The organism is Streptomyces sp. NPDC002476 (assembly GCF_042889785.1).
GTDB lineage: Bacteria > Actinomycetota > Actinomycetes > Streptomycetales > Streptomycetaceae > Streptomyces.
This window is the reverse complement of the sequence record NZ_JBIARH010000007.1, coordinates 178,486-195,327: the sequence shown is the minus strand read 5'-3', so window position 1 is coordinate 195,327 and position 16,842 is coordinate 178,486. Positions and strand designations below refer to the sequence as shown.

The 16,842-nt window shown below is 70.3% G+C and carries 19 protein-coding genes and 1 pseudogene; 7 read left to right on the top strand and 13 right to left on the bottom strand.

Features of this window, described 5'->3' with window-relative positions:
* Positions 1-438: 438 nt before the first annotated feature.
* The 6 genes from ACFYXM_RS11500 to ACFYXM_RS11475 all read right to left on the bottom strand — a co-directional run bounded on the left by ACFYXM_RS11500 (position 439) and on the right by ACFYXM_RS11475 (position 5,397).
* Positions 439-933, bottom strand: a complete 495-nt coding sequence (locus tag ACFYXM_RS11500) for a hypothetical protein (RefSeq protein WP_389288782.1) — start codon at positions 931-933, stop codon at positions 439-441.
* A 409-nt stretch (positions 934-1,342) separates the two neighbouring features.
* Complete coding sequence (locus ACFYXM_RS11495; protein ID WP_389288781.1) at positions 1,343-1,753, bottom strand: hypothetical protein; 411 nt, start codon at positions 1,751-1,753, stop codon at positions 1,343-1,345.
* A 212-nt stretch (positions 1,754-1,965) separates the two neighbouring features.
* Positions 1,966-2,499, bottom strand: a complete 534-nt coding sequence (locus ACFYXM_RS11490) for a hypothetical protein (RefSeq protein WP_389288780.1) — start codon at positions 2,497-2,499, stop codon at positions 1,966-1,968.
* Positions 2,500-2,750: 251 nt separating this feature from the next.
* Positions 2,751-3,539 carry a hypothetical protein gene (locus ACFYXM_RS11485; RefSeq protein WP_389288779.1) on the bottom strand — a complete coding sequence of 263 codons (789 nt, stop codon included), beginning with the start codon at positions 3,537-3,539 and terminating at the stop codon, positions 2,751-2,753.
* A 125-nt stretch (positions 3,540-3,664) separates the two neighbouring features.
* The gene (locus ACFYXM_RS11480; RefSeq protein ID WP_389288778.1) at positions 3,665-4,066 is read right to left on the bottom strand and encodes a hypothetical protein; all 402 of its coding nucleotides are present in this window, start codon (positions 4,064-4,066) and stop codon (positions 3,665-3,667) included.
* A gap of 659 nt (positions 4,067-4,725) precedes the next feature.
* Positions 4,726-5,397: a hypothetical protein gene (locus ACFYXM_RS11475; protein ID WP_389288777.1), complete on the bottom strand. Its 672-nt coding sequence runs from the start codon at positions 5,395-5,397 to the stop codon at positions 4,726-4,728.
* A 368-nt stretch (positions 5,398-5,765) separates the two neighbouring features.
* On the opposite strand from ACFYXM_RS11475, the gene ACFYXM_RS11470 reads away from it, so the two are divergent.
* Complete coding sequence (locus ACFYXM_RS11470; protein WP_389288776.1) at positions 5,766-6,581, top strand: hypothetical protein; 816 nt, start codon at positions 5,766-5,768, stop codon at positions 6,579-6,581.
* Positions 6,582-6,636: 55 nt separating this feature from the next.
* Here the strand turns inward: ACFYXM_RS11470 and ACFYXM_RS11465 are convergent, their stop codons facing one another.
* A complete protein-coding gene (locus ACFYXM_RS11465) occupies positions 6,637-7,284 on the bottom strand; it encodes a hypothetical protein (RefSeq protein WP_389288775.1) in 648 nt (215 codons plus the stop codon).
* A gap of 88 nt (positions 7,285-7,372) precedes the next feature.
* A complete protein-coding gene (locus tag ACFYXM_RS11460) occupies positions 7,373-7,963 on the bottom strand; it encodes a hypothetical protein (RefSeq protein WP_389288774.1) in 591 nt (196 codons plus the stop codon).
* 51 nt (positions 7,964-8,014) lie between these two features.
* Here ACFYXM_RS11460 and ACFYXM_RS11455 point away from each other — a divergent pair, with 51 nt between their 5' ends.
* Entirely contained in the window at positions 8,015-8,224 is a 210-nt protein-coding gene (locus ACFYXM_RS11455; protein ID WP_389288773.1) for a hypothetical protein, read from the top strand.
* Positions 8,225-8,453: 229 nt separating this feature from the next.
* Positions 8,454-9,035, top strand: coding sequence for an RDD family protein (locus tag ACFYXM_RS11450; RefSeq protein ID WP_389288772.1), 582 nt, complete (start codon positions 8,454-8,456; stop codon positions 9,033-9,035).
* Between the two features lie 14 nt (positions 9,036-9,049).
* Here the strand turns inward: ACFYXM_RS11450 and ACFYXM_RS11445 are convergent, their stop codons facing one another.
* The 5 genes from ACFYXM_RS11445 to ACFYXM_RS11425 all read right to left on the bottom strand — a co-directional run bounded on the left by ACFYXM_RS11445 (position 9,050) and on the right by ACFYXM_RS11425 (position 14,155).
* Positions 9,050-9,793: a hypothetical protein gene (locus ACFYXM_RS11445; RefSeq protein WP_389288771.1), complete on the bottom strand. Its 744-nt coding sequence runs from the start codon at positions 9,791-9,793 to the stop codon at positions 9,050-9,052.
* Positions 9,794-10,168: 375 nt separating this feature from the next.
* Positions 10,169-10,825, bottom strand: coding sequence for a hypothetical protein (locus tag ACFYXM_RS11440; protein WP_389288770.1), 657 nt, complete (start codon positions 10,823-10,825; stop codon positions 10,169-10,171).
* A 462-nt stretch (positions 10,826-11,287) separates the two neighbouring features.
* Positions 11,288-13,585, bottom strand: coding sequence for a hypothetical protein (locus tag ACFYXM_RS11435; protein ID WP_389288769.1), 2,298 nt, complete (start codon positions 13,583-13,585; stop codon positions 11,288-11,290).
* Positions 13,582-13,941 carry a hypothetical protein gene (locus ACFYXM_RS11430; protein WP_389288768.1) on the bottom strand — a complete coding sequence of 120 codons (360 nt, stop codon included), beginning with the start codon at positions 13,939-13,941 and terminating at the stop codon, positions 13,582-13,584. The genes ACFYXM_RS11435 and ACFYXM_RS11430 overlap by 4 nt, the downstream gene beginning before the upstream one ends.
* Before the next feature lie 91 nt (positions 13,942-14,032).
* Positions 14,033-14,155, bottom strand: a complete 123-nt coding sequence (locus ACFYXM_RS11425) for a hypothetical protein (RefSeq protein WP_318314396.1) — start codon at positions 14,153-14,155, stop codon at positions 14,033-14,035.
* Positions 14,156-14,608: 453 nt separating this feature from the next.
* Here ACFYXM_RS11425 and ACFYXM_RS11420 point away from each other — a divergent pair, with 453 nt between their 5' ends.
* The 4 genes and pseudogenes from ACFYXM_RS11420 to ACFYXM_RS11405 all read left to right on the top strand — a co-directional run.
* Positions 14,609-14,809 (top strand): hypothetical protein, encoded by a 201-nt coding sequence (locus ACFYXM_RS11420; protein ID WP_389288767.1) that lies wholly within the window; start codon positions 14,609-14,611, stop codon positions 14,807-14,809.
* Positions 14,806-15,012: a hypothetical protein gene (locus ACFYXM_RS11415; RefSeq protein ID WP_389288766.1), complete on the top strand. Its 207-nt coding sequence runs from the start codon at positions 14,806-14,808 to the stop codon at positions 15,010-15,012. Before ACFYXM_RS11420 ends, ACFYXM_RS11415 begins: the two co-directional genes overlap by 4 nt.
* 3 nt (positions 15,013-15,015) lie before the next feature.
* Entirely contained in the window at positions 15,016-16,293 is a 1,278-nt protein-coding gene (locus ACFYXM_RS11410) for an integrase (RefSeq protein WP_389288765.1), read from the top strand.
* A gap of 34 nt (positions 16,294-16,327) precedes the next feature.
* Positions 16,328-16,735 (top strand): annotated as a pseudogene (locus ACFYXM_RS11405) (Tn3 family transposase); the annotation flags it as partial.
* Between the last annotated feature and the right edge of the window lie 107 nt (positions 16,736-16,842).

Below are 16,842 nucleotides of genomic sequence, written 5' to 3'. Positions count from 1 at the left end.
CCCTGTCCTTCGTTGGCGAATTATTCACCGCCGCCCAAGCAGCCGGGAAGGCATCCAGGTCGGGGGCGTTCGGCCCCGTTGGTGAGCTCATCCCTGTGCAGCGTGCGCGGCTGGTTCTGTGTGGTGAGGAACGTTGGCCTGTACGGCATTCCATCGGCGTCCGAGGGCTGGTGGCGGCCGAACGGCTGCCACTGGGCGCACAACCCGTTCGGCCTGACCGGGAACCGCGGTAGCGGACAGCTGGAGGCCCGCCCGATGGGCGCGGATGCGTGGTGCGGGCTTGCCGTGCGGGAGCGCGATCACTTCGGCCCGGTCGTCGTTCCCGACGGACAACACAACGGTCAGGTTGAGGGGGCGCTGCCCGTAATCCTCGGGCCACTGGGTGAGGTCGTCCGAGGGGTTGTGCAGGACCTCAGAGTGCAGTTCGTGCGCCACGGTTCACGGCCTCCCGAGTGGATCCGACACCGCCACGGGGAGCGTCGCCTCGACCACCTGCAGCACTTTCCCGGACGTGGGGTCGCACACCCGGAAGCGCAGCCGGTGCTCGCCCGGTTCCGAGGCCGTGAACGTGAACCGCGCGGGCGTGTCGTCGTCCGTCGCACAGGACGCCGCGGGCGGTTCCAGCGTCGCGGAGGAGCACGACGTGGCGATCACGAGTGCGGACACCGGCTCCGTCCTGTCGAGTTCTGCCTCCCGGGGGTCGATGGCGGCCAGCGTGAACTCGACGGTGACCGGTGCGCCGATGTGCACCACGTCCTCGGCCAGGGTCAGCCGAGCCCGTCGTGGGGGCCGGGCTACCGCTGGCGCGGCGGGCACGGTCGGCTCGGGCGGGGGCGGAACGACAGGTGCGCGAGGAGGGTCGGGGGTGACAGAGCCCGCGAACGCAGCGGGCCCTGCGGGCGAGATGAGGGCGGTCAGTTCCGAGTGATTCATCGAACGCTCCGAGATATAGCGGCTTGTGGGGGAGCAGTGCACCTTGGAGTGGGCGTCTAGATCGCGCGCCCGCGAATCTGCGGATCTGTACCGCGCCGGCCTGGCCCTGGCCACGGGCAGTCGCCGCAGCGGAGGTCATCGTCCTCAATGAAGCTCTGGGCGTTCAGCGGGCACGGCCTGTCGAACTGGAGCAGCAGCTCGACTCTTGAGATGCGTCCCTCTGAGGGCGACGCCGGACAGCAGCTTCGAGGAGCAGCCGGTCCGCGTGGCGGCGCCGGAATGCAAACCCCGGAGCGGTGGGCCCGGGCAGCCTGTACGAGACGATGCGCTGCTGGCCCCATCTCCGCTCGGAGATGGGGCCAGCAGCGATGAGTGCGCGGTCGTTGGTCGTTGGTACGCGCCCGGTGGCTCAGTCGGTGACGCGGTACGGGTGGCCCACCTGCGGCTCGTCGCCGTCGGCGGTGACGTTGTGCGGCCATCGGCATGCGACGGTCTCGATGTGCACGCCGGGATGCTCCTCGCAGCGGACCCGGTTGTTCGGGGCGTTGGGCAGCGGGACCGGGATCACCACGGTCAGCACGGACCCGAGTTCGGCCTCGTCGTTCGCGTGCTTTTCCAGGGCGGCGGAGAGCGCGGTATCGCGGATGGTGAGGTTCTGGGTCTTTCCGTCGTGATGGGTGACGAGGACGGTGGGTCCGTAGCTGGTCCAGCCCGATTCGTCGGTGACTGGCTCGGCCGTGATCGAGGTGACGGCCCGGCCCGTACTTTCGCGCTCCTGAAGGGTCTCCACGGCCGCAGAGGTAAGCGTGCTGATGTCCATGCAGGGTGCTCCTGGTGACAACGAAGGGCACCCCGGCGGGGCGCCCAAGAACGGAGGAGAGGGCCGGGACGGACCGTCACGGCCCGTTGCCTGCCGCCCCGGTTCCCCTTCCAACCGAGGCTATGGGCCAGGTGGTCAGAGGGAGGACGAGACGGCAGGTGTAGGCAAGATCCGGTGTGGGGCGTGGCTGGTTCCCACTCACCGGGCGAACGTCAGGCGCAGGCCCGGTAGTCCTCGGCGTCGAGCAGTTCGGCGATGGCCCACGGCCCCTCGTAGTCCGGGGTGCTCATGGCGAGGGGCCGCGCCGTGTCCACCGCGTGTCGCAGGAGGGCGATCCACGCGTCCCAGGTCTCAGGCTTCGCCTTCCACTCGGCGAAGCGCTCCTGCACACGCCCGGCAACTTGGGTGCCGTTCGCGTCCGCGTGATCAAGGGTGCTCAGTGCGGCTGCGGCCTCGGGCACGCCGATGATCCAGCCCGTCGTCCGCAGCTTGTGCCACCCGATGCCGGTGGGATTCTGGGGGTGCCAGGCCTGGCGAGTCCAGAACGCGGAGACGTAGGCGCTGATCGCCTCATCGACGTTCACGACGGGCACACCGAGCACGGCCAGGTCGCAGTCCGTCTCCCGGCCGGGGACCGGCTCCGGCTGCTCGGGCACGGTCTCCGGGTTCAGGATCAGCATCCCGAGGTCGTACATGGTCATGGCGATCGCGCTGACATCGCTGTTGGAAAGGGGGATCTCCTGCAAGGTCGTGCTCCTGACTCGCGGTGGGCACCGGGGCTGTACTCGGTGATGACCGCATCCGACCGCGCAGACCGGGTGGTTGTCGCCGACTCGCGAATCCGCACCTCGGCCCCAGGCCGGCGACTCAGCCGCCCGCGAGTAGTGGCCGGGCAGGGCCTGGGAAGTGATGACGGGCCAGCGCCGCCAGGAGCGGACAGCGTGCGCCGAGACGGACCTCGAACCGGACCCGACATCCCGTCGGGTCCGGTTCGAGATCAGGCCGCTGTGACCGTCGCTGCGGTGGCGGCCCCGGGTGGCGGGGCCCACCAGATGCGGCTGCTGGGCGTGAGTGCCGCGTACGAGGTGTCCGTCGCCGGGTCCCAGAGGACGTAGATGTCCTCCTGCGTGCGCAGCACGTGGACGACCGGGGACGTGCCCGGTGTCGACGGGCGCTCGGCACCGGTGCCGCCGTACACGATGCGCGTGGCGTGGCTGCTGGCCGTGACACCGGGGACGTCGCACAGCGTCGTGTTCAACCACGGGTCGGGTTGCGGCTCCGGGACTCGCTCTACGGTGCCCTCGTCGACGAAGAGGGTGGTCCAGGTGCTGCGCTCCTGCGGGTCGGCTCCCTGTGTGCCGATGGCCAAGCGGAGAGCCTTGGTCGGGACACCGCTGCGCCTCGATGTGACGATCTTCGGCGCGGCGAGCAGGTAGCCGGTGCGAAGGGTCTGCTGACCACGCGCGTCTCTGCCGGTGGCTGCGATGTGGTCGTGGACCCTCAGGTCGCTGACCTGCTCCGTGAGGGCGACGGTCGAGCGGGCGTTTCGTCGCCGTGTGATCTGGGCGAGCTCATGGTCGGGGATGTCTTCAAGGACGGTGAGCTGTGGGGCGTGCAAGGTTCCGTCGCACACGCCGCAGTCGCAGTCGTGGCAGCAGTAGCGGCAGTTCATCACGTCGCAGAACGGGGCAGGGCCGTGCGCGTGGCTCGGGTCGGGATCTTCGCAGCCCCAGGTAGCGCAGGACCGGTCGCCGGTCTTCGGGAAGACACGGTGCTCGGGGGTCAAACCGTGCGCGAGAGGCTCACCCGGGCAGGGGAAGGAGGAGCGGCGGCCGTCCTCTTCGCACCGCCACGCCGCCCGGCATCCCGTGCACTGGTACCGGCCTTCGGGGCGAAGGCGCAGAGTGTGGCTCATCGGAACACCACCGGCAGGCCTTCGGCCGCGCACAGCTCCAACAGGGCGATGAGCTCCTGGGCGGCTCGGCCGTTGCTGCTGGCGTCGGTCCACATGAAGCCCTCGGGGTCGTGCTGGGCGAGGGAGGTCACGGCCGTGCGTACGGCGGGCGCGAGCTCCTTCACCTGCCACGCCTCCAGCTGGCCAGAGTCGTCCGGGTGCTCCAGCAGATGCTGCAGCGGACTGGAGACGCGGTCCCACGCTGTACAGCCGCCGAACCCGTGCATCTGGTCGAGGTCGATGTCGATGTGTGCGGCGAGCGCGCGGCGGAAGATGCCGAAACCGCCCCAGGACCACTGGGGAGTTGGTTCTTGGGGACGGGGACCGTCCGGGCGCCCGGCGGTCAAGGAGAGGCCCATGTCGAAGCTCCGTTCTCTGCGGCAGTGAAGCGGAGCTGATCGTCGTACGGTGCCCTGGCGCCGGCGCACTGGCCGCGAATTCTCGGTTCCGCCTGGCCCTCGGCCGAGCCCGCTGGCCGGCGCCCGCGGTTCGGCATCACCGCGTTGTCCGACCCTGTGCGGGCGCCGGCGTGGCGTCAGCGGTTGACGAGGTAGTCGCCGCTCTCGGTGTACGAGAGCGTTCAGCAGGACCTGCGTGCTCGGGGTGGCACCTCCCGTGGCGAGCCAACGGCGGGCGGCGGCCGCGTCGCTGAGGTTGCCGTCAAGGTGCAACGGCCCGTCGACGCTGGTGGTTGCCACATAGCTGCGTCCGCTGAGCTGCAGGACGAGGTGCTCGAGGTCGGCGGCTAGAACCACCTGGTGGGTGATCTGATCTCCGTGGTGGGCAGGTGCATGGCTACCTCCGAAAGGGTTCGGCTCGCCTGCTCTGACGCGCAGGCGAGTGCTGACGGAGGCAGGGTGTCGGCTGGAGCGGACAGGTCATGTGAGCCCAAGGCGCCGCCGGCGGCCGAGGAGTGCATCACCGCGGTAGCGGAACCCCCGGAGCCCGCTCTGGCCTGCGGAATCTGTCGCAGGCCAGAGCGGGCTCCGGGGTATGAAGCAGCCGCCCTGCGGCTGCTTCATACCCCCAGGCGTACAGGGTGGGCGGTGATGGCGCCCTGGATCGCCTTGACCGACGGGGTGTCGTAGAGACCCCTGCGGTCGGGCGACTGGCTCAGCCCGAACCGGGTCCGACGCGCGACGCCAGGTGCACAGAAGTACGACAGGTCGTACTTCCAGGGCAGGCCGTCGTCGCCCGCACGGCTCACCCGGACGTTCAGGGTGAACCCGTCCTGGTATGGAGCCCACGCCTGCTGGGCGGTCCATCCGTGCTTCTCAGCGTCGGCGAACAGCCTTGTCACGGCCTTCGGCAGGGCGTATCCGCTCGGCTCGGTGAACACGACCCCGGCTTCCAAGAGCCGCTGCGCCCTGTCACGGGCGTGCCGCTCCGCCGGGGTCGGCCCGTTGTCACGCGCCAGGGCGGCGGCCAGGGTCACGGCCCTACCGCTGTAGCGGCAGGTGAAACCGGTGCCGTACGCGTCCGTGATGACGGCCCGCCGCTGACCGTTCGCGGTCCATTTCGCCTTCGGCTCGTGTGTACCCAAGACGCCCGCACGGACGTCCACCCGGGCCGCACTGCCGCACGGGCACAGCGCGACGACGCATCGCTGCACGTCACACCACACGTTGGACGGGATGATGGACGCATCGTGCTTCGGCTCGGCGGCCAGACGCTCCAGCGTGGTGGTCATGCTGCACTCCTCAGACTCCGGGTCGGGTACGGGCAGGCAGCACTGAACGTTCCGCAGGCCCTTGCAAGCCCGTTCCGGCGAGAGTCAGCGTCGGGGTTCCGCTGCGAAGAGCACCTCGTGAGGCCGGCAGACGGACAGCGGCACGTCCCGGGATAGGCCGGCCCCGTACGGATCCGGCGGCTCGAGCAAACCGAGTTCGCGCCACCTGGAAGGCGCTTCAGCCGGTACGGGGCGCCGGTCGCTGCGGATCTCGCCGTACGGGGATTCGCAGCGTGGCCAGGCTGTGCGGGGTCACGGCCTACGTTCCGGACTCGTCAGAGCACGACGAGCACACGCCGCACCGCGGAACACCACGAAGGGGCCCCACCATGACCACCGACCTCAGCACCGACGTACGGCAGCTGGCCATGTCGCTCGGGAACACCGTCGTCGCCAGCCTGTGGGCCCACGACGACGACCTTCCCGCTCCGCTCCAGCGGGTGCAGAAGGGCAAGGGCCTGCCACCTGTTCCCGTGGAACTGCGTGCCCCGGCCGTCACGTCCTCCGCCGCCGTCACCGTCGACGACCTCGTGCTGATTTACGACCAGCGACGCCGCGCACGCCCCTTCGACATGCTGCGACACTTCACCGTCCGCGAAGCGATCGCCTCCGGGGAGACCGTTCTCGCCCGGGTGACAGCCACGACGGCCGCGACGATCACCGTGACCCAGATTCAGACCCCGACCCCTTGGCGCTCCTTGGATCTCACAGCGTTCGGAGAAGCAGCACCGGATGCGCGCGGATGGACGCTGCGCCCGAGCATCCCCAACCGGCACATAGGGCGCCTCGGCTCTCTCGCTGATCTCCGCCGTCGTCTCGCCGCTCACCCGTCCTACCCGGACTGGCAGGAGAGCTTCACCGCCGCGCAGCGCATGAAGAAGACGCAGGCCGAAGCGCGCGCTGAACAGTGGCGGCAGGAACAGGAGCGCCAGGCGCCGCTGCGCGATGCCACCGAGCACCTTCAGCAGCTGCTGGGCCGTGGCCTGATCCACTGGGAACCGGTAGCAGGCCGAGCCGTCGTGGCCCGTGACCTTCGGGCACCGGGCCGTCTGCGCACCTACGTCGCGGGCCTCCGCTACACCGGGGCGATCGACACCAGGTCGTACACGGGCATGCAGAAGCAGCTGGCCCTTCTCGGGCTGTGACCCGTGTCAGCACGCCCGGCCCCGGGAGATCGTCAGGGCCTGGCGTGCGACGTCACTACTGCAGTGCGGCGGCGACGGCGTTCGCGCACGCCTGCGTGTCCTGCGGGTGGTCCTCCACCGGAGTCATCGGGTAGGCCGGCGAGGTGTACACCTCCGTCACCGTTCCAGCGACGAGCAGCCGCGCCCGCCAGCCGCGGTGGACCCGCACCGCGTGCGAGATGCTCCCCCGATGGTCGATCAGGACGTACGGCAGCCGCGCTCCGTTCACCGAAGGCGACTGGTACCCGGCCATGAGCGCGACCGGACGCTGGCGGCGGCGGTCGGTGGGGCGGTAACCGGACTGCACGGGGACGCCCTGGTCCTCAAGTAGCGCGCGGAGCAGCCGGTCGGCTCGGCACTCGCACACCGACATCCGACAGTGCAAGGGCTCCACCCAGGACTGGAGCGCGGCGACTCGGCTGGTGATGTCGGACACCTCCCGCCTGCCCAAGACCTCCAGAGGGTCGTCCGGGTCATCGGAGAGCCCCAGCGCGGCGGAGGTGGCCAGCGCGTCAACACGCAGGTCCGCGAGCCGTATCCGCAGGCGAGCGAAGCAGTCGGGGACGGTCCCCCCGGCCAGCGTGGCCAGCGGCCCAGTCGGTTCGTCGAAGAACCGCGCGGCCTCGACGGCCGCGTCGGCGGTGTTGATGGTGGAGGTGGGCATGTCGAAGGCTTTCTGTGCGGCGGACCGGGGCGTGGGTATGAGGAGACGCTCTGGTGGTTAGGCGCAGGAGGGCAGCAACCACCCAACGTCAGAGGCGGATGATTTGGGGTGCAGGCGGCAGCTCGGGGCAGTGTCGCCCGAGCTCGCGGGGCATGACGCGCCCTTCGAGGACCGGCTGGCCGTTGACCAGGGCGAGGATCTGCAGTAGCAGGTCTTTCGGCACGCCGGTCAGCTTCAGGACCTCGGCCGACTCGGCGTGATCGGCGAGCCGCACCGAACCGGTACAGCGGGCGTGCGGTGCGGTGGACCCATCCGGCCTGAGCTGCTCCGTGGACCAGTACGACTGCTTGCGGGCATCTGCGTCGTGCGGCTGGTCCCAACTGGCGGCATGCAGAGCGGGAAGGACCGTACGCATCCGGCGGTTGAGCACCCGACGGGCATCGGTCTCCCGCAGAACGCGCTGCTGAACGTCCCGCGCGACGGTGAAGGTCTGCTGGTACTCCGGCATCAGCCGCCGAACGATGTGCCGTGCCTGATAGGCGGGCGAGGTGTCGATGCCGATCGTGACGGCTTCGGCTCGCCAGCCGATGTACTCGCTGGGATAGCCGCCCCGTACCGTCAGCCGCCGTCCGGCCGCCCCTTTGCGATGGCTGCCCTCGTGGACCAACGACAGACTCATCCCGCTGGGGTGCTCCAGGGTTAGGCTCACGAAGCACACGGGCGCGATCTGGTGGCGCCAGCCTCCACCCTCCACTCGCCGGTCGTTCAGTTCGACAGCGAGCGCCTGGCCCAGACGGTCGGCCAGCTCGTGCGTCCCACGGCGCTCCACCTCACGCCGCTCAGCCCAGGTCCGAACGAGGGCTTCGGATTCGGCAGCCGGCTGCGGGGCGACGGCTTCAGCCATCTGCTGCGCAGGGTTCATGACACCTCCTATGAGTGATTCGATGCGCTACTCAACTGCCGCGGCCGGTACCTGTCGCCCTCTCGCGAAATCCCCTCAGGCAGCTCAGCCGCACCCAGCTGGGCTTAGGACGTTCATGCGGGACTGAAGGGACTGAGAATCGAGATTGCCGACGGATCCCCGGTAGGCGAGATCGGAGATCGGGAGGTGTCCGCTTCGCTGCCTACGTTTCCCCTGTCCCGACCACCGACGTGCAGGAAACCTCAGCATGACGACGCAGCCCCAGAACCCCTACGGCCACACTCCCACTTCTGGGATCAGCAGCAGCCCACACGGTCCGGCAGGCAACGGACCCACCGCCTACGCGACGTATCCTCCGGGCCAGTTCCCTGCCGGACAGGCGTACACGGGCCAGCCGGCCGGCCCGTCGCTCGCCAACATCGGAGCGCGACTCGGCGCTCGCCTCTTGGACCTGGTGATCTGGTACGTCGCCTACTTCCTGACGGCGATCCCGCTCATGATCTGGATCGACTCCGGTGGTGGCGCCGCCGCCCAGACGATCCTCGTGACCTGGCTGCTCGCCACGTTCGTCCTCTACTTCCCCTTCAGCATCTGGCGGTTCGGGTCCACCCTCGGGAAGCGGATCTGCAATGTCCGCGTGGTACGCAGCCAGTCGGCGCAGCCGGTCGGATTCTGGCGGGCCGTGGGCCGTGAGACGTTCTTCTTCGTCGCCGCGGTGATCCCGGTTCTCGGTCTCCTCAACCCGCTGTGGTGCTGCTGGGACAAGCCTTTCCAGCAGTGCCTGCACGACAAGATCGTTGACACCATGGTGCTCACACGTCGGCCGTAACGCCGTGGCTGTGCCTAGACAGAGGCAGGGGACCCGGACGGTGCGGTCAGCATGCCCGCCGCCGTCAGCTGCGCCGTCACCAGCTCGCACTCAACGTCGGTCAACTTGCCCACTGCGCGCAGCCCTGCGAGGTGGATGCGGAGGTTCTCCTCTCGCCGGAAGAAGGCGCGGTAGGCACCGCCGAAGCCGAGTTCCGTGTCATGGAAGCCGAGGCCATCGATCACCTCTACCCCCATGGCCCGGTTGAAGATGCCTGCCACGCGCTTGAGCGCCTGCTGCTGCAGTTCCTTGGCCGTCGTCGCCGCCGCGACGGCGGTCTGAAGCTCCTTCCTTGCGGTCTTGGCGCTCTCGTAGGCCCGCCGCCATTCACTGAACAGAGCGTGGCCGGTGATCTGCTGCCGGATCTCCGAAGCGGTGCCGAGGCGGCCGACGCGCCGGGTTTTGGTCCGCAGGGTGAGCGTGACGACGCTGGGGTCGAAGGCATGCTCGGCGAACCCTTCGAGATTGCACGCCCACCCGTCGCTCGGCGTGGGAATGGTGACGACCGAGACGGTCTTTGCCGTGGTGGAAACGACCTTGGCTACCTTCAAGGAGGCCGATTCCATCACTTCCCTGCCGGTGAGAACACCGAAGATGTCCACCGAGGTGCTGGACGTACCCGCCGTGTCCACGATGACCAGGAGATCATCAACGCCTACCTGCGCCACCTCGGTGACCGCCGGGATGCGGGCCTCGGGATCGGGGACCTCACTGAGCATCACCCGGCTCTTCGCGTTGCCGCGAGGCTGGGCGTCGTCGGGCCACAGGGCACGCCACAGCATTCCGGAGAGGGTCCTGACTGCCCCTTCTGCGTCCTGCGCCCTGCGCTGCGCCTCGTACGTGCCGGGGAGGTTGGAGTACATGTGCGGCCCTTCACTGGTCTGGGAGGCACGCTGGTACTGGCGTGCTGGGCTGAAGAGTGCGCTGCCGCTCCCCGGAAAGCTCTCCCGCGCGAATCTGCTGCGGCCGGGCCGCGCCGTGGTGAACCCGGCGCCAGGCGCCAACCGCAGAATGGGCGGACAGCTGAGTGCCGGCCCGCCGGAATCGGAGGCCCTGGGGAGCCGGAGGAAGCCGACTCCCCAGGGCCTCGTCCGTCACCGCGATGCGGAAACGATCGCCCCGGCGTCCAGATAGGCGCGCAGGCGCTGAATCCGCCCATCGAGATCCGAGGCCATGCGCTCGGCGTGCCGCAGATCGCTCAGTGCCGACTTACGGCGATCCGCCGCTCGGTGCTGCGCGTAGAGGACGTCCATCCGGTCGACGAGGGAGGCGTCTTCCTCGTGGAACGCCAACACGGCGTGCACGACCTGCAGGGTCTTCGCGGCGACCAGCGCCGGAACCGGAGCGCTCGCGAACGCACCTGCCCGCCGGGTCACCTCGAAGTCGGTCCGGCTCCCGCGCGGCAGCGATGTCAGCGGTGACAGCACTTCCGCGCCGTCGACGACGAGCACCGGATCGGTCTTCGGAACCGTGCCGTCGAACCGGGCACACAAGCTGCCGCTGCGGCCGCAGCGCACGGAGAACTCCGTCGGGTGCGCGGCGAACCTGCGTTCCGCGCCCAGGAAGATGTCACCGCACTTCGCATCGTTGAAGGACGGGTCGACAGCCAGACATCCTTCGATGCCTCGGCCGCTGACCGCGTAGACGGTACGAAACGAGTAGACGCGCACCGCGCGGAGGATCGTCTCCGTGTGGTCGACGCGTCGGATGTGCAGCGCGCCGAAGTCGGTCTCCGCGGTGTACTCGGTCATGCGACTCGTCCTCCCCAAATTGGCCCCTGGAGCGGGGCGATGGAGAGCAGGAAACGGCGCGCACCGCCCTACTGGCGCGCGATGGCGAGACGTGAGGCGGGTCGACTCCCAGGATGCAGCCGAACATCCTAGGCGAGCCGGACAGCGTGGGCGCCTGCACCAGTCCTCCCACCGCCGATGAGGGGGATCATCCTTACAGGCGCCCACCCGAGCCTCTCGACTCCCATGGAATCGGAGGACGTTGCGTGGGTCTGCGTCTGGGAAACGAAGGTAAAGAACGGGTGACGGGTCACATGTGACCCGGCCGCGGCGACCAGCACCCCGCATGACCAACCGCACCCGGTCACGTGCGCACGCGCTGGCGAGGACAGAGGCGCGGCAGCTCCCTGCGGCATCGACCGCAGAGGCCACCCTGTCCTGCCCGGTCGGGAGGCGAGGTCACGAAACAACGTCGCCGAGGGGCTATGAGCCTTCGGGCGGAGCGACAAGACCTTCCCGGATCTCCTGGATGACGTCGTACAGCCGCTGCGCCGGTCCGCTGCTGGGGGCGCCGAGATCCTCACGGGCCACGTCCAGGAGCACCGCCAGGTGCTGCCCGCGGATCTGCCCGGTGGCCGAGCGCCGGGCCTGGACGATGGCCTGGTGCAGCTCCCGCCGGTACGCGCCGGGCTGCAGCTGGGCCAGCCGGCCGCGCCGCAGGTCGATCCGCCCGGCCGCACCGTAGAGGTTGCTGCGCTGCCAGGCCGGGATCCGCCGGAAGGCGTCGTCGTCCAGCCCCGGCAGCGGCACCCAGACGGCCTCGGCCCCGGTCACGGCGCGCACGGCGGCGTCCCGGTCGGCGTGCGACGGACCGCGGCCGAGGGCACGCCGCCGGTGCTCGGCGCTCCACCTCACGGTGCCGCTCTTGCGCCGCCGGACAGGGGCCACGGCGCCGATGTCCGCGCCGTCGACGAGGACCCGAAAGCCTCCGGTGTAGTGCGGGTCGGGCTCCAGCTGCCACGCGCGGCCGTCGATCGTGCCCAGGTCGACCGGGCCGTCGTCCTGCGCTGCCTCCTGCTCGTCGTCGAGGCGCAGGCACTGCAGCGCGGCCAGGAGCTGCTGTGCGTCCTTGCTGCGCCCCAGCGTCTTCGCGTCGAGTCCGGCCAGCTGCTGCAGGTCGTCCTCGGTGGGGATCCGCAGGGCGGTGCTGAGGGCGGCGTCCCGGACAGTGGCGGGCAGCTTCGCCCACCGCGGCGCGCTCGCGGTGGCCAGCGGGATCACCGCGATGACCAGAGTCGTGCGGGTGTCGTCGGCCAGGGCCGTGAAGGGGTGCGCGGCCGCTGCCTGCGCGGCGGGGGAGGGGGTGCGGCGTACGCAGTCGCGGATCAGCGCGGCGGCGGCCTTGTCCCGGCCGGTGAAGTGCTTGGCACCGGAAGGCTTCACAGGCATCAAGTTGGCGGTGCGCGCGGACCAGCCCGCCCGGGAGGTGCCGTAGCCGGGGTACTCCGGCCGTACGGAGCCGGTCCGCTCTCCGTCGCGCAGCAGGAACCAGCAGTTGTCCGTCTCGTCGTCGTAGCGCACCAAGGCCCAGCTGGAGCCGGCGTGGCGGCCGAGGTCGACGATGGACAGAGGGCGCCGTCGGACGCCGTCCGCCTGGTCCGGCCCGACACTGGCCGCCGCTTCACCGGCCTGCACGTCGGTGACGGACGCGCCGTCCTCGCCAGGGTCCTGCGTACCATCCGCCGCCGTGCTGGGACGCAGGGCCGCGGCGAGCTCTTCGCGCAGCGCGGCGAGTTCCCGGCGGTACTCCGTGTACACCTGGTCGAGCTGCGCGGTCAGCGCACTGTTCTTCGACTCCAGCTCGCCCTGGTGGCTCTGCAGTTCCTGCAGCCTGCTGGTGAGGCCGGTGTTCTCGGTCTGGGCCGCGGCGAGGGCGGACAGGTTCTCCTCGTGCCGCCTCTGCAGCTGCGTCAGAGCCTCGCTCTGCTCGCTCACGCGCCCGCGCAGCGACTCGGCCTCGCCCTGGAGCCGTCCGTGCGCGCCCACCAGGTCCTCGTGCTCGGCCGTGAGCTGCGCGTGCGCGCCGGTCAGCGTCTCGTGCTGCTCCGCCAGCTGCCGGTGGGAGGTCTCCAGGTCCTCGTGCGCCGCGCGGAGCGCCTGGTGCTCGACGTCCAGCGCGGCGTGCGCGGCCACCGCCTCGGAGGCACGCGCGTCCGCCGCGCCCGCCTCTCCCAGCGCGCAGGCCGCCTCAAGGACCGCCGCTGCTTCCTCGGCGCGCGCCTGCTCGGCAGTTGCCGCGCTCTGCTCCGCCTTTTCGACGGCCTCCGCACGGGCCTGTTCCGCCTCCTGCACCTGTTGCTCGGCCGTGGTGGTGACGTCCTGGATGTGGGCCGCGACCGCGGCGGTGTCCGCGCCGGCCTGCTGCCCCTGCTGCACGGTCTCCAGAGCCGTCAGGACCCGGGGCAACAGCGAGGCGAGGACCTGCTCCTCCCGCACGGCCCGGGCGACCGCCGTCTGGACGGGCACCGGAGCGGGCCGGGCGGCCTGCTCCTTCTGCAGAGCCTTGCGGGCGCGGTAGGCACGTTGCCGGTCGCGCGGGTTGTTGTGCTGCACGCAGAACTTGGTGGGTGTGCCCGACTTACCCTCGGTGCGCGGCACGCGGGCGTTGGTGCACTCCGGGAAGTCGCAGTCCGCGCCCCCGAACCCGGCCTCGATCAGCTTCCGGGCCAGCCACTCGTCCGTGCCGGCCGTCTTGCCGAGCCGAACGGTCTTCGTGCTCATCGGTCCTCGTCGGTGCGCTCGGCCAGGATGCCGTCCAAGGCCTGGGCCGCAGAGCGGGAAAGCTGCGGCCGGTACAGCGCGGCCCAGGCCCGGACACCGTCGAGGGTCTGCACGGCGTCGTCCTGCCAGGCGGCGACGACCTCCCGCGCCCGCGCGCTCGCCAGGGCGGCGTAGGTGGCGGGGACCTCGTTGGCGATGACGTCGCTGATGCGCTCGGCGAGCGTTCCGGTGGTGCCGGGGACCGTTTCGGCCTCCAGGCGGTCGGCCTCGGTGCGAAGTGCGGCGGCCTTCTCCAGGAACATGTGCTCGTCGTCGGTGCGGGGGCCGGCGGCGGCCGGGGGGACGCGAGCTTCCAAGTCGGCTGCTTTGGACCGCAGTTCAGCAGGGGTGCGCATGGTGCCCCGTTCCGGGTTGAGGTGGACGGTGTCGGCCGGTCGGTGTCCGGCGTCAGGTGAGGTGCCGGGTGAGGAGGACTGCGGCCACCAGCACGGGTCCGAAGATCCCCGCCAGGTTGACCAGGTCCATCAGCGGGCCGTCCCCGCCGCCGCGCCATCGCTGCCGTCGTCGCACGGCTCTTCCCCCGCTTCTCGTCGGTCCGCGTTTTCGGCGCCCGGAGATCCCGGGTCGTTCTGCACGCTAGAGCATGGATCTTGAACATGCAATTCAACTCAAACATGATGAAGATTGAGTCGTAACAGCGTGATGCGTAACAGCCTCTGATCTGCGCGAAAGCTCTCTGTACGTCTCTGAGGGTTGATGTGTATTCCCGGCCCCCTCATACCATCAGGGCGCGTCTGCGCTCAGATCGCCTCCTGATCCCTCGGAGCTCGCCGTGCGCCCTCCCGGCCCGCACTTTCGTTGAATCCCGGACGGTCCGGTGTCGGCCGTGCGCCGGGTCCTGATTCCGGATACGCTCCCCTTAGCCGGAATCAGAAACCTGCGCGGACACGACAACACGCGTCAGCGGGCATCCAGCGGACGCAACAACTTCGCCAGGACGGCCCGAGAGCGCAGGGGGAGAAGATGACGGGGGAGATCCCGCAGGAGCAGGTGACCTCGCGGCGCACCGCGGTGCGCCGCGAGGTCACCTACGCCCGGCCGGACGCCGACCGGCTCCGGGCCCAGCTCACGGCCGAGGGCATCTCCTTCCGGGAGGAGACTGCGGTGCGCGACGCCCGAGAGGTCACCGAGTTCCACATCGAGCGGCCGGAGGCCAGCCAGTGACACCCCAGCCCGACCCCGCCGCCCGCCGCCTCCCGGCCCTGCCGCCCGCTCCGGCCGCGCCCGCCCGGCCCGCCGTCCTCTTCAGCGACGAGATGTCCGCCGTGGCGCACGCCGTGCGGATCCCGCAGTGGGTGCGGACGACGCGTTCGCCGCTGGAGACCCTGACCTGGCAGGCCCCGCCCACCCCGTACGAGGAGCCGTAGTCCATGGCGTCGACCGAACTCGTCCCCGCCGCCGGGCCCGCCCCGGCCGTCCGCCGCCGCCCCCGCGCCGAGGCCGACGTGCGCCTGCCCGGCGGCGGGCGCATCACCGCCTCGGCCGCCCGCCGCCTGAACAATGCGGTGCCGCGCAACTCCCGCAGCGCCCGTGACTCGCGCTGGAGCGCCTATCAGGACTGGTGCGACACCTACGGCTGGGACACCGCCGAAGCCAACGCCGTGCTCTGCTTCCTCGACGACCTCGCCGACCGGGGCCACCCCGCCTCCACCTTGGACGCGCACTTCGGCACCCTGCGGATGCTGCGCGCCATGCACCGCACCACGCTGGACAAGGTGGAGATCAAGAGCTGCCTCGCCATCATCTCCCAGCGCCGCGGCGAGGAGGCCGACGACCCGCTGGTGGAACCCGGTCCGCTGCAGGCCGACGGCGTCGACCTGAACGAACTCCGCCTGATGGTGCGACAGTTGGACCGCACCACTGTGCGCGGCAAGCGGGACGCGGCGGTGCTGCTGCTGGACTGGTGGATGGCCGGCCGAGCCTCCGAACCCGCCCGGCTCAACCTCCACGACATCACCTTCACCACGGTCAAGGTCACCGACCCGACCACCAAGAAGAAGACCCAGCGCCCGGCGCTGATCGTCAAGATCCGCCGTTCCAAGGCCGACCAGCAGGCCCGCGGCCAGGAGGTACGCATCCTCGCCCCGGACGACCAGGAACTGTGCCCGCTGTTCGCGCTGCGCGAGTGGCTGGACGTGCTGGCCGACGACGGACAGCTCACCCCGGGCCCGCTGCTGCGCCGCATCGACCGGCATGGCAACATCGGTGCCAAGGCCGCCGGCCGCCACACCAAGGACGAAAGGCGGCGCGGCGGCATCACCGCCGACACCGTCAACGACATCGTCAAGGCCGCCGCCCGCGCCGCTGAACTCACCCCGGCCCCGACCCCGGAGGAGCGGGCGGCCGAGGTGCTGGCCGCGCGGGAGGCGAAGGAGGCGGCCGAGAAGGCGGCCACCGCCGAGGAGTCCAACGCCATCATGAAGGCGTGGCGTACCACCCGGCGTGCGGCCCGCGCCGCGATCCGCCGGATCACCGGGCACTCCATGCGCCGCGGCTGCATCCAGGCCATGCTGGACGCCGGGAATCCGCCCGAGGCGGTCGCCGTCCACTCCCGGCACTCGCCGCGCTCGGCCGCGTTCGACGCCTACCGCAAGAAGAAGCTGACCTGGGACCAGAACCCCACCGCCGCCCTCGGGCTGGCGGCCTGACCCCGCGCACCGAGGAGAACCGTGCCCCACCGCCCTGCGGCTGGGCACCGCCGAGGCTGAGCAGGTCCTGCGCCGCTTCACCAAGGGCGGCCCCAAGCACCCGACCTACCAGGCGATCGAGGAGCTGGGGCGCGTGGTGCGTACGGCGTTCATCTGCGACTACCTGTCGGATGCGGAGATGCGCAAGGAGATCGGCGAGGGCTTGCAGGTGGTGGAGAACTGGAACTCGGCGAACTCCGACCTGTTCTACGGCAAGGACGGCGACCTGACGGGTGCGGATAAGGAGAGCCAGGAGGTCTCGATGCTTGCCCTGCACCTTTTGCAGAGCAGTCTCGTGCATGTCAATACCTTGCTCGTCCAACAGGTTCTGGCTGACCCGAAGTGGGCGGACACGCTCACCGAGGCGGACCGGCGGGGGCTGTCGCCGCTGTTCTGGACGCACGTGAATCCTTATCTGGACGAATTCCGTGCGCGGGTCCGGCTCAACTTCAAGTGCACCCTGATCAGACTGGCTCCGACTCCCGCCGCCTCCAAGCCACCGGGGCCGAG